16 protein-coding genes are annotated in these 19432 nt (G+C 38.9%); 15 read left to right on the forward strand and 1 reads right to left on the reverse strand.

Translation table 11 applies throughout. The annotated features are described in order from the left end of the window. Nucleotides 1–3: 3 nt before the first annotated feature. The 5 genes from G7057_RS06995 (at nt 4) to G7057_RS07015 (ending at nt 6862) form a co-directional block, all read left to right on the forward strand. Entirely contained in the window at nt 4–1398 is a 1395-nt protein-coding gene (locus tag G7057_RS06995) for a sugar transferase (protein ID WP_166162303.1), read from the forward strand. 169 nt (nt 1399–1567) lie between these two features. After that, nucleotides 1568–3040, forward strand: coding sequence for a nicotinate phosphoribosyltransferase (locus tag G7057_RS07000; RefSeq protein ID WP_193566076.1), 1473 nt, complete (start codon nt 1568–1570; stop codon nt 3038–3040). Nucleotides 3041–3055: 15 nt separating this feature from the next. Then, a complete protein-coding gene (nadE, locus tag G7057_RS07005; RefSeq protein ID WP_166162307.1) occupies nt 3056–3889 on the forward strand; it encodes an ammonia-dependent NAD(+) synthetase in 834 nt (277 codons plus the stop codon). A 21-nt stretch (nt 3890–3910) separates the two neighbouring features. After that, nucleotides 3911–5752 carry an LTA synthase family protein gene (locus G7057_RS07010; protein WP_166162309.1) on the forward strand — a complete coding sequence of 614 codons (1842 nt, stop codon included), beginning with the start codon at nt 3911–3913 and terminating at the stop codon, nt 5750–5752. Between the two features lie 15 nt (nt 5753–5767). Further along, complete coding sequence (locus G7057_RS07015) at nt 5768–6862, forward strand: glycosyltransferase family 4 protein (RefSeq protein WP_166162311.1); 1095 nt, start codon at nt 5768–5770, stop codon at nt 6860–6862. Nucleotides 6863–6899: 37 nt separating this feature from the next. Here G7057_RS07015 and G7057_RS07020 read toward each other — a convergent pair whose 3' ends face one another. Beyond that, entirely contained in the window at nt 6900–7574 is a 675-nt protein-coding gene (locus tag G7057_RS07020) for a YigZ family protein (protein WP_166162313.1), read from the reverse strand. Nucleotides 7575–7744: 170 nt separating this feature from the next. On the opposite strand from G7057_RS07020, the gene G7057_RS07025 reads away from it, so the two are divergent. From G7057_RS07025 to ftsX, 10 genes are all read left to right on the forward strand, one after another. After that, nucleotides 7745–9244: a UDP-N-acetylmuramoyl-L-alanyl-D-glutamate--2,6-diaminopimelate ligase gene (locus G7057_RS07025; protein ID WP_166162315.1), complete on the forward strand. Its 1500-nt coding sequence runs from the start codon at nt 7745–7747 to the stop codon at nt 9242–9244. 32 nt (nt 9245–9276) lie between these two features. Beyond that, nucleotides 9277–10146, forward strand: coding sequence for a DegV family protein (locus G7057_RS07030; protein WP_166162317.1), 870 nt, complete (start codon nt 9277–9279; stop codon nt 10144–10146). Between the two features lie 11 nt (nt 10147–10157). Beyond that, nucleotides 10158–10703, forward strand: a complete 546-nt coding sequence (thpR, locus tag G7057_RS07035) for an RNA 2',3'-cyclic phosphodiesterase (protein WP_166162319.1) — start codon at nt 10158–10160, stop codon at nt 10701–10703. A 65-nt stretch (nt 10704–10768) separates the two neighbouring features. Next, nucleotides 10769–12130, forward strand: a complete 1362-nt coding sequence (locus tag G7057_RS07040) for a DEAD/DEAH box helicase (protein WP_166162321.1) — start codon at nt 10769–10771, stop codon at nt 12128–12130. Then, a complete protein-coding gene (locus G7057_RS07045) occupies nt 12108–12791 on the forward strand; it encodes a ComF family protein (protein WP_166162323.1) in 684 nt (227 codons plus the stop codon). Before G7057_RS07040 ends, G7057_RS07045 begins: the two co-directional genes overlap by 23 nt. A gap of 120 nt (nt 12792–12911) precedes the next feature. Further along, complete coding sequence (gene hpf / locus G7057_RS07050) at nt 12912–13472, forward strand: ribosome hibernation-promoting factor, HPF/YfiA family (protein ID WP_166162325.1); 561 nt, start codon at nt 12912–12914, stop codon at nt 13470–13472. A 197-nt stretch (nt 13473–13669) separates the two neighbouring features. Further along, nucleotides 13670–16333: a preprotein translocase subunit SecA gene (gene secA, locus G7057_RS07055; RefSeq protein WP_166162327.1), complete on the forward strand. Its 2664-nt coding sequence runs from the start codon at nt 13670–13672 to the stop codon at nt 16331–16333. Nucleotides 16334–16407: 74 nt separating this feature from the next. Continuing rightward, nucleotides 16408–17521, forward strand: a protein-coding gene (prfB, locus tag G7057_RS07060) for a peptide chain release factor 2 (RefSeq protein WP_405002615.1) whose coding sequence is annotated in 2 segments (ribosomal slippage) — nt 16408–16467 and nt 16469–17521 — 1113 coding nt in all. Because the reading frame shifts where the segments join, the coding sequence is not laid out codon by codon here. Nucleotides 17522–17753: 232 nt separating this feature from the next. Continuing rightward, nucleotides 17754–18440 carry a cell division ATP-binding protein FtsE gene (ftsE, locus tag G7057_RS07065; protein WP_076767386.1) on the forward strand — a complete coding sequence of 229 codons (687 nt, stop codon included), beginning with the start codon at nt 17754–17756 and terminating at the stop codon, nt 18438–18440. After that, nucleotides 18430–19317, forward strand: a complete 888-nt coding sequence (gene ftsX, locus G7057_RS07070) for a permease-like cell division protein FtsX (protein WP_166162329.1) — start codon at nt 18430–18432, stop codon at nt 19315–19317. The genes ftsE and ftsX overlap by 11 nt, the downstream gene beginning before the upstream one ends. Nucleotides 19318–19432 lie beyond the last annotated feature (115 nt).

Here is a 19432-nt window from a genome sequence, read left to right on the forward strand (position 1 = left end):
ACCGTGAATCAAAAAGAGGAATGGACAAAATCACGAAAATTCTTCATTATATTGATTGATTTGCTGCTATTTATCGGTTCATTATTACTGTCTTTCCGCTTGAGATATGGAGCAAATATTCCTATTCGCAATCTTGAAGCTTTTAAAGGCAGTATCATCTATGTTTCTATTGGATTTATCATCGTTAGTATCCTATTTGGAACATACATCTTATATAATAAATCGGTCAGCGACTTTTTATTCATTACCATTATCGGACAAGTTGTCGTGTCCTTGTATATCATGGCACTGACGTTCGCAGGAAGATGGCTGGCGTTTCCGCGCTCGGTTATTCTGATTCACTTTTTTGTTGGCTGTATCGTCTTGTTTACGTGGCGTGTGCTCGTATTCAAGGTTTACCAAAAATTAAGTGGTAGTAAACGTGTGATGATTGTGGGAATGGAAAAAGAAGTCTTTGCGGCAGTTGATAACTTTTCCAACACAAAGAGCATCCGTCATGTGGTGTCTCATGTGGTTCTGTCTGACTACTATGAAAATGTCAAAAGTCATCTAAATGATATTGATATTGTTTATCTGGCCAGTCAAATTGAAGAATCAGAGAAATTACGCATTTATGATTTGTTAATGCGTGAAGACAAGAAATTCTTCTTGAACACCAGCTTTGAAAATCTTGTTATGGTTAATCCAAACATGATGAATATTGAAGACGAGAGTATTATTGAAGTATCACCGTTTCGAATTGCGTCAGAAGATGGCATCATCAAACGGTTGATTGATATTGTGTTTTCATTGTTGCTTATTATTGTGTCATCACCGATTATGGCAGTGGCAGCTGTCTTAGTGAAACGAAGTTCAGAAGGCCCGATTTTATACAAGCAAACCCGAATTACCAAAGACGGAAAAGAGTTTGAGATTCTAAAATTCCGTAGTATGGGAATTACTGCTGAAAAAGAATCAGGTCCCGTTCTAGCGACAAGCAATGATATGCGTGTCACGTCTGTTGGAAAATACTTGCGTTCCTTACGCATTGACGAGTTACCTCAGTTGTTTAACGTCTTAAAAGGCGATATGTCAATTGTTGGTCCGCGTCCTGAGCGCCCATTCTTTGTCGATCAGTTTAAGGAAGAAAATCCGCACTACTACTTGAGACATAATGTGCGTGCCGGCATTACTGGCTATGCCCAAGTTTACGGAAAGTATGCATCAGACTTTAATAGTAAGCTGAACTTTGACTTAATCTACATTAAGGAATATTCCTTGATTTTAGATTTAAAAATTATGTTGCAAACTGTTAAAATCTTGTTCGATAAGGTAAGCTCACGTGGGTTGGATGAAACCGAACGGACGATGCATTCCGAACAAGAGCTGATTGCTAAAGGAATTAAAGTCATCCATTAAAGATAAGTTTATAAGGGATACCGGCATGTTAAAGTGTCGCTATCCCTTTTTTATAAGCTTTTTTATGCTAAAAAAAAAGAAATCTCAAGCGCTTTGCGCTATAATAATAGAAAAGTAGGTTGGCTACTAGTGTGTATTCAACCAAACGTGTAAATAAGGAGTGCTCATGGTGGGATTAAAATACAACGACGACAGTCTAGCATTACATACGGATTTATATCAAATTAATATGATGAAGGCTTATTGGGATGAAGGCATTACAGACAAACATGCTGTTTTTGAGCTTTATTTTAGAAAAAATCCGTTTAAAAATGGCTATGCCATTTTTGCAGGGTTAGAACGATTAGTAGCGTACATTAAGACCTTACGCTTTACTGAATCGGATATTGCTTATTTAAGAGAATCACAAGATTACCCAGAAGAATTTTTACAGTACTTAAGTGACTTCCGCTTTACGGGTAGTATCCGTTCTGCCATTGAAGGGGAGTTGGTTTTTGCCAATGAACCGATTGTTCAAGTAGAAGGAACATTGGCGCAATGCCAACTCATTGAAACAGCGCTATTAAACATTGTGAACTTTCAAACGCTGATTGCAACTAAAGCTGCTCGTTTACGTTTAGTAGCAGAACAAGATACCTTAATGGAATTTGGTTCAAGACGTGCACAAGAAATGGATGCATCTTTATGGGGTGCACGTGCTGCCTATGTGGGTGGTTTTGATGCAACGTCTAATGTTCGTGCAGGTAAATTATTTAATATTCCTGCAGTAGGAACGCATGCTCACTCACTTGTTCAAGTTTACCGCAATGACTACGATGCCTTTATGGCTTATGCCAAATCTCATAAAGATTGCGTATTTTTGATTGATACCTATGACACTCTTCGCTCAGGCTTACCGACTGCGATTCGTGTTGCCAATGAAATGGGTGATAAGATTAATTTCTTAGGCGTACGGATTGACAGTGGTGATATGGCTTACCAATCTAAAAAAATTAGACAGCAACTGGATGACGCTGGGTACCCTGATGCTAAAATTTACGCATCAAATGACTTAGATGAAATGACGATTTTAAACTTAAAAATGCAAGGTGCTAAGATTGATGTATGGGGAGTAGGAACTTATTTAATTACAGCCTACGACCAACCGGCATTAGGAGCCGTTTATAAATTAGTTAGTATCGAAGACGATAACGGTAAAATGGTGGATACCTTGAAAATTTCAAGTAATGCTGAAAAAGTGTCTACACCAGGCCGTAAACAAGTTTGGCGGATTACGAGACGAGAAGATGGCAAATCTGAAGGGGACTATGTGGCTTTATGGGATGAACGTCCTGATCAAGAAAAAGAACTCTTTATGTTCCATCCAACCTATACGTATATCAATAAAACAGTGACTGACTTTAATGCACGTCCGGTATTACAGGATATTTTTATTGATGGTGAATTAATCTATGACTTGCCAACGATTCAAGACATTAGACAATATTCAACGGAAAGAAAAGATGCCCTTTGGGATGAGTATAAACGTATTCTTAATCCAGAAGATTATCCAGTTGACTTGTCACAAAAGGCTTGGGATCACAAGATGAATACCATCAAGGAAATTAAACAAACCATTCGTAAAGACGACCCAGTATTCTAAAAGGAGGAAAGGTAAATGCGTCCGTTACAACAAGACATTATTGAGGCATTAAAAGTGAAATCACACATTGTGGCAGAAGAAGAGATTGAGGCCAGTAAAGCGTTTCTAAAAGACTACTTAAAGGCTCATCCATTCCTTCAAAGTTTGGTACTCGGTATCAGTGGCGGGCAGGACTCGACACTAGCCGGTAAAATAGCTCAACTTGCTGTTGAAGAACTGCGTCAAGAGACAGGAAATGATAAGCTGCGTTTTATCGCAGTGAAACTGCCATATGGCAAACAGCTGGATGAAACCGATGTGATGGATGCTTTGGCTTTTATTCAGCCAGATCAAACGATTTCCGTAAATATTAAAGAGGCAACAGATGCGATCGTATCAGCCTTGGAAGAAAATGACTCTGAAATCAGTGACTTTAATAAAGGAAATATTAAAGCACGCCAACGCATGGTTGTTCAATATGCCATTGCTGGTCAAACCAGTGGTGCAGTGATTGGAACAGATCACGCTGCAGAATCGGTGACCGGTTTTTATACGAAATTTGGAGACGGTGCAGCAGACATATTACCGCTATGGCGATTAAACAAAGGCCAAGGAAAAGCTATGCTTAAGGTATTGAATTGTCCGCCTCATTTATATGAGAAAGTGCCGACAGCCGACCTAGAAGAAGATCGTCCCGCCTTACCAGATGAAGTGGCATTAGGGGTGTCTTATCAAGCGATTGATGCTTACTTAGAAGGTAAAGAAATTAATGAAAATGAAGCACAAATCATTGAACGTTGGTATGTCCGTTCTGAACACAAACGCCATTTACCAATTACGATTTACGATGATTTCTGGAAGCAATCATAGAATGACTAGGGAGTGAGTAGTGTGAATACAAGGATGACGTCAAAAAAGGGAAGGCAGTGGTTGTCGCTCATCGCAACAGTCTTCATCTCACAACTTTTATTGCAGTGGTTTCAAAATGAGCTAAATATTAGCCTCGTCTTTAATTTTGTATTCCGCTGGCACACCATAAAGTTTCTCATTAGTTGGCTGGTGCTTCTTGTTCCAGCTATCTGGATATGGGCAGTTGTTGGAAAGGTGAGGTTAGCAAACCTGACCTTTTTCAGCTTGTCTGCTATTATCGGTTTTATGAGCTTTGAAAAAATGAGACAACGGAGTGAGCCGCTCTATCCGTCAGATTTTTCTATGGTGAGTAGTGTGGGGTCATTAGTAGAGATGCTGACACCTACCCTTTTATTTGCCATTGTTATATTGGTTTTAATGATTGGCGTGCTTCTTTTTTTTGTCATTAGGCAAGAACGTAAGCAAACAAGCCTCAAACTATCTAAGCGCAGTCGAATCGTCATGCTCTTGTTGAGTAGTTTCGGCTTAGTCTACCTATCAACCTTTTCAAAAGAGGGTAATCTGGTCAAAAAAGCTTATGATTATTCAGCATACTGGATTCCTTATAGCCAGCAGATGAACTATTATAACAATGGTTTTGTAGCGGGTTTTCTATATAATTTACCGGCTGACACTATGGATAAACCAGCAGGGGATGAAGGTGACGTTTTACAGACTATCGAGGAAACGTATAGTGAAAAGGCTGCTGCTATCAATAGCCAGCGATCTGCTACAGTTGAGCAACCCAATATTATTTTTATTATGAATGAAAGTTTTGCTGACCCTTTTGATTTAAAGGAAACATCTCAAGTTTGGGACCCCATTCCCTTTACGAGAACATTGTCTCAAGAAAGTTGGAGCGGGCGGATGTTGTCTCAAGGTTATGGTGGGGGAACCGCCAATATTGAGTTTGAAGCTTTAACCGCTCTTTCGATGGAGCCCTTTGCTGCGCATGTTTCGACACCATTTACGCAATTTTTACCTAAGGAAACGACATTTCCGTCTATCGTATCTAAGTTAAAAGGACGCGGTTATTATGCGACAGCAATCCATCCTTATAATACGTCTATGTATAAAAGACGCCAAAATTATGATAATCTAGCATTCGATGCTTTTTATTATGATGAAACAATGACAAATCGCCTGAAGATAGATAATAATCCGTACATATCCGACCAGTCTGCTTACGATGAGGTCATTCAAGTGATGGCTGATTCAGTAGAAACGGATTTTGTTCATTTGGTTACGATGCAAAATCATATGCCTTATGCAGCTAAGTATGACGATTATCCTCTCTTTCAAGAGACTGGTTATCGTAATGAAAAGATCAACCAATATTTGCAAGATTTAAATTATAGTGATCAAGCTTTAGAGCAATTCTATGAGGACCTACAAGCTTTAGATGAGCCAACAGCTGTTGTGTTTTGGGGTGACCATTGGCCGAGTGTTTTTGGTGAAAAGATCTTAGAAAATAACGGCCAAACCACTTTGCACCAAACACCTGCTATCATCTTTACTAATTATCTGTCTGACAGCCAACCGCTAGGACTAATTAGTCCCATTTATTTTTATAGTGAACTGGCTCGTTTAACCGACCAGCCTGTCAGTGGATTTGACGCTTTCCTGATGGATTTGCGTCAAGAAGTGCCAGCATTTGAAAAAGGTATGTATTACTCAAAAGAGAAAGAAGATTTTGTAAAAAGTCGTGATGACTTATCAGAACAAGCACAACATTTGTTAGAAATCTACGATTGGATTATGTATGATATGACGACAGGGAAAAAAACGCTCATTAATAGTGGTTTCTTTGATGATTTCAATTAAGAAAGGAGGAGTGAGATGAGTTTTTCGATGCGGTTTGTGATCTTGTTTGTACTGACAGTTATCGTTAGTTTTACTGTCACTGCTATTTTTAGGAAACTAGCGGGACATTTTGGATGGGTTGATCATCCAGGACCTAAAAAAATTCATACAAGACCAATAGCGACATTAGGTGGTATTGCCATTTTTGTCAGCTATTGGATGATGTATCTTATCGGTATTCCGCCCGTTAATCAAATTGCAGATATCGGACCTATCTTCATCAGCTCCTTCGTTATCCTTCTAACCGGGATTATTGATGATCGACATGAGTTAAAGCCTTGGCAAAAAATGCTAGGTATTTTGCTAGCAGCTAATATTTACTATTTTTTCACAGAAGTGAGATTCGATCATTTGACGATTGCTTATTTGGGAAGAATTGAATTTAGTGAGATTGGCTATCTAGCGATGATTTTGTGGATTGCGGGTATTACTAATGCGGTTAATTTGATGGACGGATTGGATGGTCTAGCAGCTGGTTCGTCAATTATTTCGTTAACAACTATGGGATTAGTGAGTTATGTGTTTTCAATCTCCACCAATGTACCGATTGTCGCCATGACTTTTTTATTAGTGGCAGCGCTGATTGGTTTTCTTCCCCACAACTTTTATCCGGCGAAGATTTTTTTAGGTGATACTGGTTCATTGTTTATTGGCTTCATGATTGCGACCTTATCATTGAATGGCTTGAAACATGCGACTTTTATATCATTACTCATTCCAGTTGCTATTTTAGGTGTACCATTGACAGACACGCTAGCATCCATTATTAGACGCTTACTTAACCGACAGGCCATTAGTCAGAAGGATCGTGGCCATCTTCATCATCGTTTATTGAAGCTAGGCTTCAACCACCGCCAGACCGTGCTCGTTATATACGCTCTAGGCATTATTTTTTCCTTAACAGCGATGTTGTATCCCTTATCTTCATTTTGGGGATCAATTATTTTAACGTTAGGCTTGTTATTTGGAATGATCTTATTTATTGCTTCTTTTAACTTGATTGGTAAGGAAGAAAATAGCTTAAAACGATTCCTACAAAAAATAATAGGTAGTCCAGACAAAAAGGACTGAACCACTCTGAGGTAATGAGAGAGTGGTTCAGTCCTTTTTAGTCTTCATCATCTTCGTCGCTGTCTTCCTCAATCTGTTGTGAGACTGCTTGTTCAACATATTGTACGTCTTCTGCTTCGAAGGTAATTTGTCCATTCATCAGATCAATGAGTTCAGCTTGAAACTGGTCCACTTCAGCTGTTTTAACACCCACTTTAAAGCTAACCGTATCGGTATAGATGGTGTCAATAAGGGGATAAGTAGACTGTAATAAATAATTTTCTAATTTGCCAGAAGCCGAATAACTTACCGTACAAACAAGAGGTATCTGTAAGGACCGTTCGACTAGTCCAATGGAACGAAGGGCAGATGAAACGGATTTTCCGTAAGCACGAATCAGTCCACCGGCTCCTAATTTAGTACCACCGAAATAGCGAGTCACTACTGCTGCGACATAGCGTAAATCATTCTTTTTTAGAACTTCAAGCATAGGTACACCTGCTGTTCCAGATGGCTCACCATCATCGTGAGCACGTTGGATATGATTGGTATCGCCAATTAAGTAGGCTGAACAATTATGAGTGGCTTTCCAGTGCTCTTTTTTAACCCCTTGGATGAATGCTTTTGCCTCTTCTTCGTCAGTCACACGCTTAAGGCTACAAATAAAACGGGATCCTTTAATAATAATTTCTTCTTGCCCTTCTTGAGAGATGGTTTTGTAGGATTCTAACATGAGTCGTCTCCTTTCCGATTTTTCATAGATTTATTTTAGCATATTTAAGAAAATTAAACGAAAGTGATAAAATATTTAATAAAACGTAAAATCTTTCCAGGCGTCCTATTTTGTTTTATTATAAGGTATAATAGCTTGTGAAACCGAAAGGCTTAGAATGAGGTGTAATAGTGAACTTAGAAAATTTATTGAATCACTTAACTATAAAAAAAATAACGGGTGAATTGTCTGATCAACCAATTCAAAAAATAACACAAGATACACGAGAAGTAGAGGCTGGAGATATCTTTATTTGTATTGAAGGAAGTAATTTTGATGGTCACCAATATGCTGCAACTGCGATTGAAAAAGGTGCTATTGCCGTTATCGCAAGAAAAACAGTTGAAACTAACGGGTCTGTACCGATTATTTATGTCAATAATACAGATAAGGCAATGGCAATTCTAGCTAATGCTTTCTATGATTTTCCGAGTAACCAGTTTCAATTAGTGGGTGTTACGGGGACAAATGGGAAAACAACCATTTCCTTTATTATCGAGGCAATTATGAAGTGTCTTAAAAAAGGGACAGGATTGATTGGAACTGTCGGCATCCAAATTAATGACGATTTTTATCCAACTAAAAACACAACACCAGACAGCATTACGCTCCAACGTGTTCTAAAACAAATGCGAGAAGAAGCGGTGGACTTATGTGCTATGGAAGTATCTTCGCAAGCACTGGTTAAAGGTCGCGTTTGGGGTGTGAATTTTGATGTGGCTGTCATGACGAACTTAACCCATGAACATATGGAACTTCATAATACGATGGCAGAATATCGCGAAGCCAAAAAGTTATTATTCTCTCAACTAGGCAATAGCTATAGCCAACCCTTTAACCGACCAAAAGTGGCTGTTTTAAACAAAGACGATGAGACCTTTGAAGGTTATGCGTTAGCAACCGCTGCGGAAGTTATTTCCTACAGTGTTAAGGACAAAGCGGCTGATTTTTTTGCGGACCGTATTCACTATGATGAAGATTCAACTCAATTTGATCTTGTCGTAGGTGATAAGACTTACCCTGTTAAGTCAATCCTAGTCGGAGAGTATAATGTAGCCAATGTATTAGCTGCGATAGCCGCTGTTTACGCGCTAGGTTATGATTTAGAAGCGATTATTACAGCCTATGAAAGCTTTAAAGGTGTTGTTGGTCGAATGGAACTGGTTTCAACAGCCAAGGAAGATGTAAAAGTTTACGTGGATTATGCCCACTCACCAGACGCTATGGAGAAAGTTCTTGAAACAGTCAAAATGATCTCAAAAGGCAAGATTATTTCAGTATTTGGATGCCCAGGTAAACGGGAGGCAGATAAACGACCAATAATGGCTAAAATTGGAGTGGAACAATCCGATTATGCTATTATGACAACCGATGAAACGAAGCAAGATGATCAGTCTCAAATTTGGGAAATGATGAGATCGGGTATACCGGAAGGGATGACTAACTATAGTTATATCGAAAACCGAACCGAAGCAATCTATAAAGCCGTTGAAATGGCAGAGCCTGGTGATATTGTCTTGTTACTTGGAAGGGGTCATGATACCATTTACTACGATGAAAAAGGTAGAATTTATCATTTCTCAGACCAAGAGGCAGCTAGAAACGCCCTTGAGAGAAGGAAACTTATTTAAAAAACCAGCAATAATTGAAGGGAATCGTTTAAATGAAAACAGCAATCGTTACTGATAGTACGTCCTATCTAACGGAAGAGTTAAGGCAGAAGCATGATATTTATATGCTGCCTTTACTAGTCCAAATCGGGATTGACTCTTACCAAGAAGAAATAGACTTATCGGCAACAGAGTTTTATGACATCGTTAGAGAGTCTGAGGATTTTCCAAAAAGTTCGCAGCCAGTTATTGGAAAGACTATTGAAGTGTTTGAAGAATTAGCTAAAGACTATGATGCGATTATTTCTATTCATTTGTCTTCGGGCATTAGTGGCACTTACCAGAGCGTCCATTCGTTAGTAGAAGAATTTACGAACTGCCAAATCTATCCATTTGATTCAGAAAACAGCTGCTACGTTCAAGGTCGCTATGTTCTTGAAGCGGCGCGTTTAGCTAAAAAAGGCATCCATCCTGATCAAATTATCCAACAACTTGAACAAATGAGAAGTCGCTCACAGGCCTACTTTATTGTCGATAATCTGAATAATTTACAAAAGGGAGGCCGTTTATCTGGCAGTGCCGCACTGGTTGGGTCAATGTTGAAGATTAAGCCGATTCTTCATTTTGAAAATAAAGTGATTACCGTATTTGAGAAAATTAGAACGCAAAAGAAAGCAATGGCTCGTATTAATGAACGTTTAGGCGAAGATTTGGCCAAAGTAGATTACCCCGTTATTGCGACCGTTATTCATGCTAATGTTGAAGATAAGGGTCGGGCTTGGATGGGTGAATTAAAAGCTCTGTATCCAGATGTCCGCTTTGAATTGAGCTACTTTGGTCCAGTTATTGGGACTCACCTAGGAGAAGGTGCGTTAGGTTTAACATGGACTGAAGATGTGGAAAGAAACTGCCCAGAACTGTAAGGTGGAATCAGATGAGAGTCTTTGTTGGGATTCAATTCAGCTCAGCGCTGAAAGATGATTTAGAAGCTTACCAAGCTAAGTTAGCTGATTGGTCTGAAAAAGGCCGTTTGACTCGAAAGGAAAACTTTCATTTAACGCTATGTTTTATTGGTGAAATCAGTGAAACCGACTATGTGCAATTATTTAAGCAGTTATCAGAAAAACTAGCTAAGACAGACCGCTTTTCTCTTTTAGGTGGTGAGTGCGGCTATTTTATTAAGAAAAATCGTTATATTCCATGGGTTGGTGTGCTATTAACAGCAGACTTGTTGGCCGTTTTTAAAAAGGTTGAAGCTGTTATAAAAGAAATGGGATTGGCTGTTGAAGACCGGCCCTATACGCCTCATGTAACTATGGCTAGGCAAGTTGTTTTACTGGATGAAGAGAAGTGGTGTCATCAGCCAGTTGCCTTCAATGAGTGTGTGTCTCAAGTGACACTTTTTCAAAGTCATCAAGTGGATGGGCAGCTAGCCTATACGCCCTTAAATCATATTTTATTAAATAAGCAAAAGAGCTGAGGAAAAAAACGTCCTCAGCTCTTTTTTGCGTATTTATTAATAGATGGGAAAAAGGGGGAATCTACATGGAACAGCAACTATATGGACGCGCGATTCTTCAAACAGAATGGCAGGGAAATCAGGTGATACTTGATCAAATTGCAATTAAAACAGCAGCTTTTCAAAAAACAACAAGTGGTTGGCAGTGCCAACGTTGTGGCACAAATCAACAAGAATTTCTAATATCAGGGCCCTGTCATTGTGGTAATCATTGCTTTTACTGTAGTCAATGCTTAGCTATGGGCAAGATTAAACGGTGCAGTTTTTTATACGGTTTAGAGGAGAAAAATGATTTTGTAATCGACCACTTACCTCTTTTGAAATGGGAAGGAAGCTTATCGGCCGAGCAAGAACGGGCCTCTGCTGATTGTTTAAGGAGTTATGATAAAAGGGAACGACGATTAATTTGGGCAGTGGCAGGTGCAGGCAAAACAGAAATGATTTTTCAAGTGATTGCCCGTTGTCTTACAGAAAAAGGGCGAGTGTGTATTGCCTCCCCACGTATTGATGTTTGCCTTGAGTTATATCCACGATTTAAAGCAGCTTTTCCTTATATACCGATTGTCTTATTGCATGGTCAAATCGAGGAAGACTATCAATACAGCCCATTTGTCATTGCGACAACCCATCAATTGTTACGATTTCAGTCTGCCTTTGATTTACTAGTCATTGATGAGGTGGATTCTTTTCCTTACTATAATAATGCTATGCTTAATTTTGCGACAGAAAAAGCGGTGAAAGCAAGCGGTTGTTTGCTCTATTTAACTGCTACACCTCCTCAAAAAATGCAAAAAATGGTTCAAAATAAGCAACTAGCAGCGACTATTTTACCTGGCCGCTATCACGGCTATCCCTTGGTTGAAGCACAGTGCGTCTGGGTGGGAGACTGGCGTAAGGCGATCCGTCAAAAGAAAGGTGGATCCTGTTTAAAGTTGATTGATCGTCATCTAAAAAGTAGCAGACGGTTTATTTTATTTTTACCGCATATTCAACTGATGCTAGAACTAGAAAAACAGTTGAAAGAGACCTACCCAGACAAACGCTTTGCTTCTGTTTCTTCAGAAGACCCCAAGCGAATTGAAAAAGTAGAAGCGATGCGTGCTGAAGCTTATAATTGTTTATTATCTACGACTATTTTAGAAAGAGGCGTTACCTTTCGTGACATTGATGTTTTGGTCTTAGGGGCAGAAGATGCTGTTTTTACTGAATCGTCACTTGTGCAAATTGCTGGCCGTGTTGGACGTCACAGGGATTATCCAAGCGGGTCTGTTTGTTTTGCTCATTATGGTTATACGAAAGCGATGAAGCGAGCCTGCAGACAAATTAAACGGATGAATCAGCGAGCACGAAAAGGAGGCTTGCTCCATGGCGAATTGCTTGATGTGTAATCGACCGCAACGGCAGGGAATCAGTTTGTGGGACATGGTTAATTTTCAACCATTCAGTCCAATAATTGTTTGCGATCGTTGCCAATCAGCGTTTACAGCGATTGAAAAAAATAAAGCCTGTCCGGGCTGCTCGCGACTGCAAAAGGATGATCAATTTTGTGAAGATTGTCAGAAGTGGCGGTTGAGCTACCCAGAAGAGTTTATTCAGCATCAGTCATGTTATCTCTATAACGAAGCCTTAAAAGATTGGCTCCATAACTATAAAATAAAAGGGGATAGTCGTTTGGCGCTTGTTTTCAAAGCAAAGCTAACCGAGATTTATCAGGATTATTCAGATTATGTAGTTGTACCACTGCCTATATCTGAAAAAAGCTATATAGCTAGGGGATTTAATCAGTCAGAGCTGCTGCTAGAAGCTGCAAAAATTCCTTATCAATCTTTGCTGAACAATCATTATGAAGGCGATAAGCAATCACAAAAAAACCGCCAGCAACGTCTGCAATCCGAGCAACCCTTTAGCTGTACTCGTTCGGTAGAGGGCATTCGAAAAGTCTTATTATTTGATGATATTTACACAACCGGCAGAACGTTACTTCATGCGAAGGCGATTCTTTATCAGGCAGGTGTAGAAAAAATTGAATCTTTAACAATTGCACGTTAAATCTGTTTAATCAATTGTAAAATAGGAACGCTTACATTATAATATAGTTAAAGGAACTCTTATGAGTGGTCCATAAGAGTGTCTTTTCTGATGATGAATCAGACGAAAGGAGAGAATGCTATGTTTAAGTACAATGTCCGAGGAGAAAATATCGAGGTTACACAAGCTATAAGAGAATACGCAGAAAAGAAAATAAGTAAGTTAGAACGTTATTTCAGTAACGTTCCGGAAGCAACCGCTCATGTGAATTTGAAAGTTTATTCTGATAAGACAGCAAAAGTAGAGGTTACTATCCCACTTCCTTACTTGGTATTGCGTGCCGAAGAGACCTCCATTGATCTTTATGGTAGCATTGATCTGGTTGTTGATAAGTTAGAAAGACAAGTACGCAAATATAAAACAAAAATCAACCGTAAATCCCGTGAAAAAGGATTTGAAATGACGGCAGATATCTCAGCTTTAGAAGAGCACGTTGAGGAAAATAATGGCCAATTAGAAATTGTCCGTACAAAACGTCTATCATTGAAGCCAATGGACAGTGAAGAAGCTGTTCTTCAAATGAACATGCTCGGTCACAACTTCTTTATTTTCGAAGATGCTGATACAAACGGAACGAGCATTGTTTACCGTCGTAAAGATGGCAAGTTTGGGCTAATCGAAACTGATGGCGAAGTAAACTAGACTGTAAAAAGCAGACCAGAGATAATCTGGTCTGCTTTTTTTATTGGCGTAAATAAAAACTACTAAAGAAAATGATACAAAAGTGAAGTCATTAATGGTAAAATGAACAAGATACAGAGATTGTATACATGTTTACGACGAAAACTAAACATGAGGCAAATGAATATAACAAGAATAAATGTTAGAGGAGATTTAGAATGGCCAATTTTATGAAACGTCTTTTCGAAAACGATAAAGCAGAACTAAAAAACTTAGAAAAAACAGCAGATAAAATCATTGCCCTAGCTAGTCAAATGGAAGCATTAAGCGATGATGAATTGACTGCGAAAACAGCAGAATTCAAGGAACGCTACCAAAAAGGCGCAACACTTGATGACTTATTAGTCGAAGCATTTGCGGTTGTTCGTGAAGCAGCAAAGCGCGTATTAGGCCTTTATCCATATAAAGTTCAGCTAATGGGTGGTATTACCTTACATAAAGGGAATATTTCTGAAATGAAAACCGGTGAAGGTAAAACATTAACCGCAACAATGCCCGTATACTTGAATGCTATTTCAGGCGAAGGTGTTCACGTTGTAACAGTTAACGAATACTTGGCAAGCCGTGACGCGGTAGAGATGGGTGAATTGTACCGATTCTTAGGATTGACAGTTGGATTAAACGTGGCTGGCAAATCTTCAGAAGAAAAACGTGAAGCTTATAACTGTGATATTACATACAGTACTAATAATGAATTAGGCTTTGACTATTTACGTGACAACATGGTTGTTTACCGTAATCAAATGGTACAACGCCCACTTAACTTTGCAGTTGTCGATGAAGTTGACTCAATCTTAATTGATGAGGCAAGAACACCATTGATTATTTCTGGACAAGCAGAAAAATCAACAGCACTCTATAACCGTGCGGATTTCTTTGTTAAAGGTCTTAAAGAAGACGAAGATTACACTATTGACTTAACGTCTAAATCGATTGCTTTAACAGACGAAGGAATTGAAAAGGCAGAAAAAACATTCCACGCGAACAACTTGTATGATGTGACCAATACGCGTCTTGTTCACCATTTGGATCAAGCTTTGCGTGCTAACTACATTATGATTCATGATGTTGACTATGTAGTTAATGAAGGTAAAGTCCAAATTGTTGATCAGTTTACAGGTCGTATTATGGAAGGCCGTCGTTATTCAGATGGTTTGCACCAAGCTATTGAAGCCAAAGAAAATGTTGAGATTCAAAATGAATCACGCACAATGGCGACGATTACGTTCCAGAACTACTTCCGTATGTATAAAAAATTATCAGGTATGACGGGTACAGCTAAAACAGAAGAAGAAGAATTCCGTGAAATTTACAATATGGAAGTTGTTGCTATGCCTACAAACAAGCCAATTATCCGTATTGATAATGCTGATTTATTATACCCAAGTCTAAAGAGTAAGTTTAACGCTGTAACGGCAGATATTAAACAACGCTATGAAAAAGGGCAACCGATTCTTGTGGGTACCGTTGCGATTGAAACATCAGAATTGTTATCTAGTTTGCTGACAAAAGAAGGTATTCCTCACCAAGTCTTGAATGCGAAAAACCATTTTAGAGAAGCAGAAATCGTTATGAATGCTGGACAAAGAGGAGCTGTTACCATTGCCACTAACATGGCTGGTCGTGGGACTGATATTAAATTAGGACCAGGTGTAAAGGAAGCTGGCGGTTTAGCTGTTATTGGTACAGAGCGTCATGAATCACGACGTATTGATAACCAGTTACGCGGTCGTTCTGGTCGTCAGGGAGACCCGGGTGAGACACAATTCTACCTATCTCTTGAAGATGATTTGATGAGACGCTTTGGTTCAGAACGTATCCAACAAGTATGGAGCAAATTGAATGTTGAAGAAGAAGAAGACGACTTAGCGATTCAAAGTAAAATGTTATCACGCCAAGTTGAATCTGCTCAAAAACGTGTCGAAGGAAATAACTACGATACACGTAAGAACGTTTTAGAGTATGATGAGGTTATGCGTGAACAACGTGAGATTATGTACGGTCAACGTCTAGAAGTGATTATGGAAACAGAATCACTTAATGAAGTGACAATGAATATGATTACACGCACTATTGAGCGCTTAGTAGATAACCACACAAGTGGTGAGAAAGAAAACTGGGATCTAAAAGCAATACGAGACTTTGCAGCAAATGTATTGGTTCATCCTGATACAATTAGCATTTCAGACCTAGAAAATAAAACAGCAGCAGAGATTAAAGATGATTTAACGAGTCGAGCAAAAGCTGTTTACCAAGAAAAAGATAAAGAACTAAGCAGCGAACAAATGTTAGAGTTCCAAAAGGTTGTTATCTTGCGTGTCGTTGATAACAAGTGGACAGAACACATCAGTAACATGGAGGAACTGCGCCAAGGAATTGGACTGCGGTCATATGCACAAAATAACCCGCTAACAGAATATCAAACAGAGGGCTATAATCGTTTCCAAGAAATGATTGCATCTGTGGATTATGATGTAACGCGTATTATTATGAAATCTGAAGTTCGTCAAAACTTACAACGCGAATCCGTTGGAGCTGGCTCAACAATTCGACCAACTCGTGAAGGTGAAGCAGGATCAGCTGACCGTATTGAGCAAGTCAAACGCGCTCAGTTAGCAGCAATGCAAATGCGCCAAATGTTAGTTGCCCAACAAAAGGCTATGGCTGCTAAAAAGCAACAAGAAGCTGCTAATCAAGCAGAAACTGAAACAGAACAAGCAACACCGCCAACAGCTGTAACGAGCGATAAAGTCGGACGTAACGATCTTTGTCCATGTGGCAGTGGTAAAAAGTTTAAGAATTGTCATGGTAAAGACTTATAAGAGTCGCAAGCATGAAAAATGATGGGCGGGGGCATTCTCCGCCCATCATTTTTATGCAAGAAGGGAGATCTATAATGGAATTAAGTGAAATTAAATCATTTTTAGAAGAATCAGAAGGAAAAATCGCAAGCTTCAGGAGGTCTCTTTGACTTAGAGGTACTGGAAGCAGATATTGCTGAATATGAAGATCGTATGTTGGATCCAGAGTTTTGGAATGATTCTGAAAAAGCTCAAGAGACAATTAATGAAGCCAATCAATTGAAAGGTGTCTATCATACTTTTCAAAAACTAGCGACCGTGCAAGAAGACTTAGAAATGATGTATGAGATGATGAAGGAAGATCCAGAATCTGGTTTTGAAGAAGAGCTAGAGGCGGGAGTTGAAGAATACAGTCTGCTACTATCGGACTATGAATTAACGACCTTACTAAATGGGCCGCATGATAAAAATAACGCCATCTTAGAAATTCATCCTGGTGCTGGTGGGACGGAATCGCAAGACTGGGGCAGTATTCTGTTAAGAATGTTCACACGTTGGGCAGATGCTAAAGGTTTTGGCGTAGAAACATTAGACTATCAAGCGGGTGATGAAGCGGGCATTAAGAGTGTAACCCTATTGATAAAAGGGTTAAATGCCTATGGCTACTTGCGATCAGAAAGAGGCGTTCACCGCCTTGTTCGTATTTCACCATTTGATTCAGCTGGACGTCGTCACACATCCTTCTGTTCGATTGATGTTATGCCAGAAATTGCGGCAGACAATGCTGAAATTGAAGTTGATCCAGATGACATCCGTGTTGATACCTACCGTGCTAGTGGTGCTGGTGGTCAGCATATCAATAAAACATCTTCAGCTATTCGAATTACCCATATTCCAAGTGGGATTGTTGTTCAAAGTCAATCACAGCGATCACAATTCCAAAACCGTGATACAGCGATGGGAATGCTGAAAGCAAAGCTCTTCCAAAAACAAGAAGAGGAACGTGAGCAAGAGTTAGCTGCTATTCGTGGTGAGCAGAAAGAAATCGGTTGGGGTTCTCAAATTCGTTCTTATGTCTTCCATCCTTATTCAATGGTTAAGGACCACCGAACAAACTATGAAACAGGAAATGTTCAAGCTGTTGTTGATGGCGATTTAGATGGCTTTATCGACGCTTACTTAAAAATGAACATGGTTTCAGATGACTAACCTTCTATTTATGATATTGTGAGTAAATATGATGATGGTAACCGACACATTTTGAAATATAACTGTAAAGAAACTAATACAGACATCCTTTATATCCATGCTATAATGATTAGGCAGTCAAGCATAGAAAACGTATCTACCGCAAACACTCAGCTGTTTGTGGTTTTTTCAGAAAGAAAGTCTATTGAAAAAATGAATAGATATTAAAAAATATAAAAAGATGGGTGATAATATGATTGAGATGCTTAATGTCTCAAAGAAATATCCGAACGGTATTACGGCTGTTAATAATTTAAATGTTAAGATAAATCAAGGTGAGTTTGTATATGTAGTAGGTCCCAGTGGGGCAGGAAAGTCCACCTTTATTAAAATGATGTACCGTGAAGTAAAGGCAACATCAGGAATTGTTAAAATTGGGAAATTTGACGTGACCAAGCTAAAAGAGCGTGATGTACCAATGTTACGTCGTTATGTTGGTGTTGTCTTCCAAGATTTTAAATTACTACCTAAACTGACTATTTTCGAAAATATTGCTTACGCAATGGAAGTTATTGAGAAAACACCAAAACAAATTGAAAAACGTGTCTTTGAAGTATTAGATCTTGTTCGACTAAAACATAAAGCGCGTATGTTCCCAAATGAATTATCAGGTGGGGAACAACAACGGATCGCGATTGCACGTGCGATTGTTAATATGCCCGGCATTTTGATTGCTGATGAGCCAACAGGTAACCTTGACCCAGATACGTCAATGGAGATTATGGCTATTTTAGAAGAAATCAATAATCAAGGAACAACCATTTTGATGGCGACACATAATAGTCAGATTGTAAATGATATTAAACACCGCGTTCTAGCCATCGAAAGTGGCCGAATCGTCCGTGATCAGCAGGAAGGAGAATACGGATATGAAATTTAGAACAATGATGAGGCATATCCGTGATGCAAGTAAAAGTCTAGTTCGTAATGGTTGGATGACCTTAGCAGCGATTAGTGCTGTTACGATGACATTATTGCTTGTAGGCTCATTCGTTGCGATTTTATTTAATGTTAATAAATTAGCTACTGATATTGAAAATGATGTTAGTGTGCGTGTCTTTATTGATTTAGGTGCACAAGACTCAGACCGTGAACATTTAAGGTCAGAATTGGAAAAAATTCCTAATATTGAAACAATTACCTATTCAACACGTGATGAAGAATTGGATAAATTAATTGGGAGCTACGGTGAGGAGTTCAATCTCTTTGGCGGAGATGATAATCCCTTGCATGATGTCTTTATTTTAAGCACAGCTATGCCAGATCAAACCGGTGCTGTTGCTGAAGCGGCAGAGAAATTAACCTTTGTGGCGAAGGTTGAATATGGTGGAACGACAGCTGAAAAACTGTTTGATACGATTTCAACTATGAGAACGATTGGCGTTATCATTATTGTCGGTCTATTACTCATTGCTGTTTTCCTTATCTCAAATACGATTCGAATTACGATTTTCTCTCGTAGTACAGAGATTGAAATTATGCGTCTCGTAGGAGCTAAGAATAGCTATATTCGTTGGCCAATTTTAATTGAAGGATCATTTATCGGTTTAATTGGATCGTTAATTCCAACCATAATATTGGTTTTCATGTATCGTTTCCTTTATCAACTTGGAACAGACTATCTAATCGGATCTAATTTCGCCTTATTATCTCCTGAGTCCTTTATTTATTACACAGGGTTGGCACTGATTGCTATTGGAGTATTCATCGGTTCATTTGGTTCAGTCATATCGATGTCACGTTTCTTAAAAGTTTAATACACAATAAGTAACACCAGAAAGGATAAAAAACTTTCTGGTGTTTTTGTTTTGTAAAAAAAGAGATTCTTTCCATTTCGAAAGGTCAGTGATAGAATGAATGTGGATTGAGGAG

Source organism: Jeotgalibaca arthritidis, assembly GCF_011100465.1.
Taxonomy (GTDB): domain Bacteria; phylum Bacillota; class Bacilli; order Lactobacillales; family Aerococcaceae; genus Jeotgalibaca; species Jeotgalibaca arthritidis.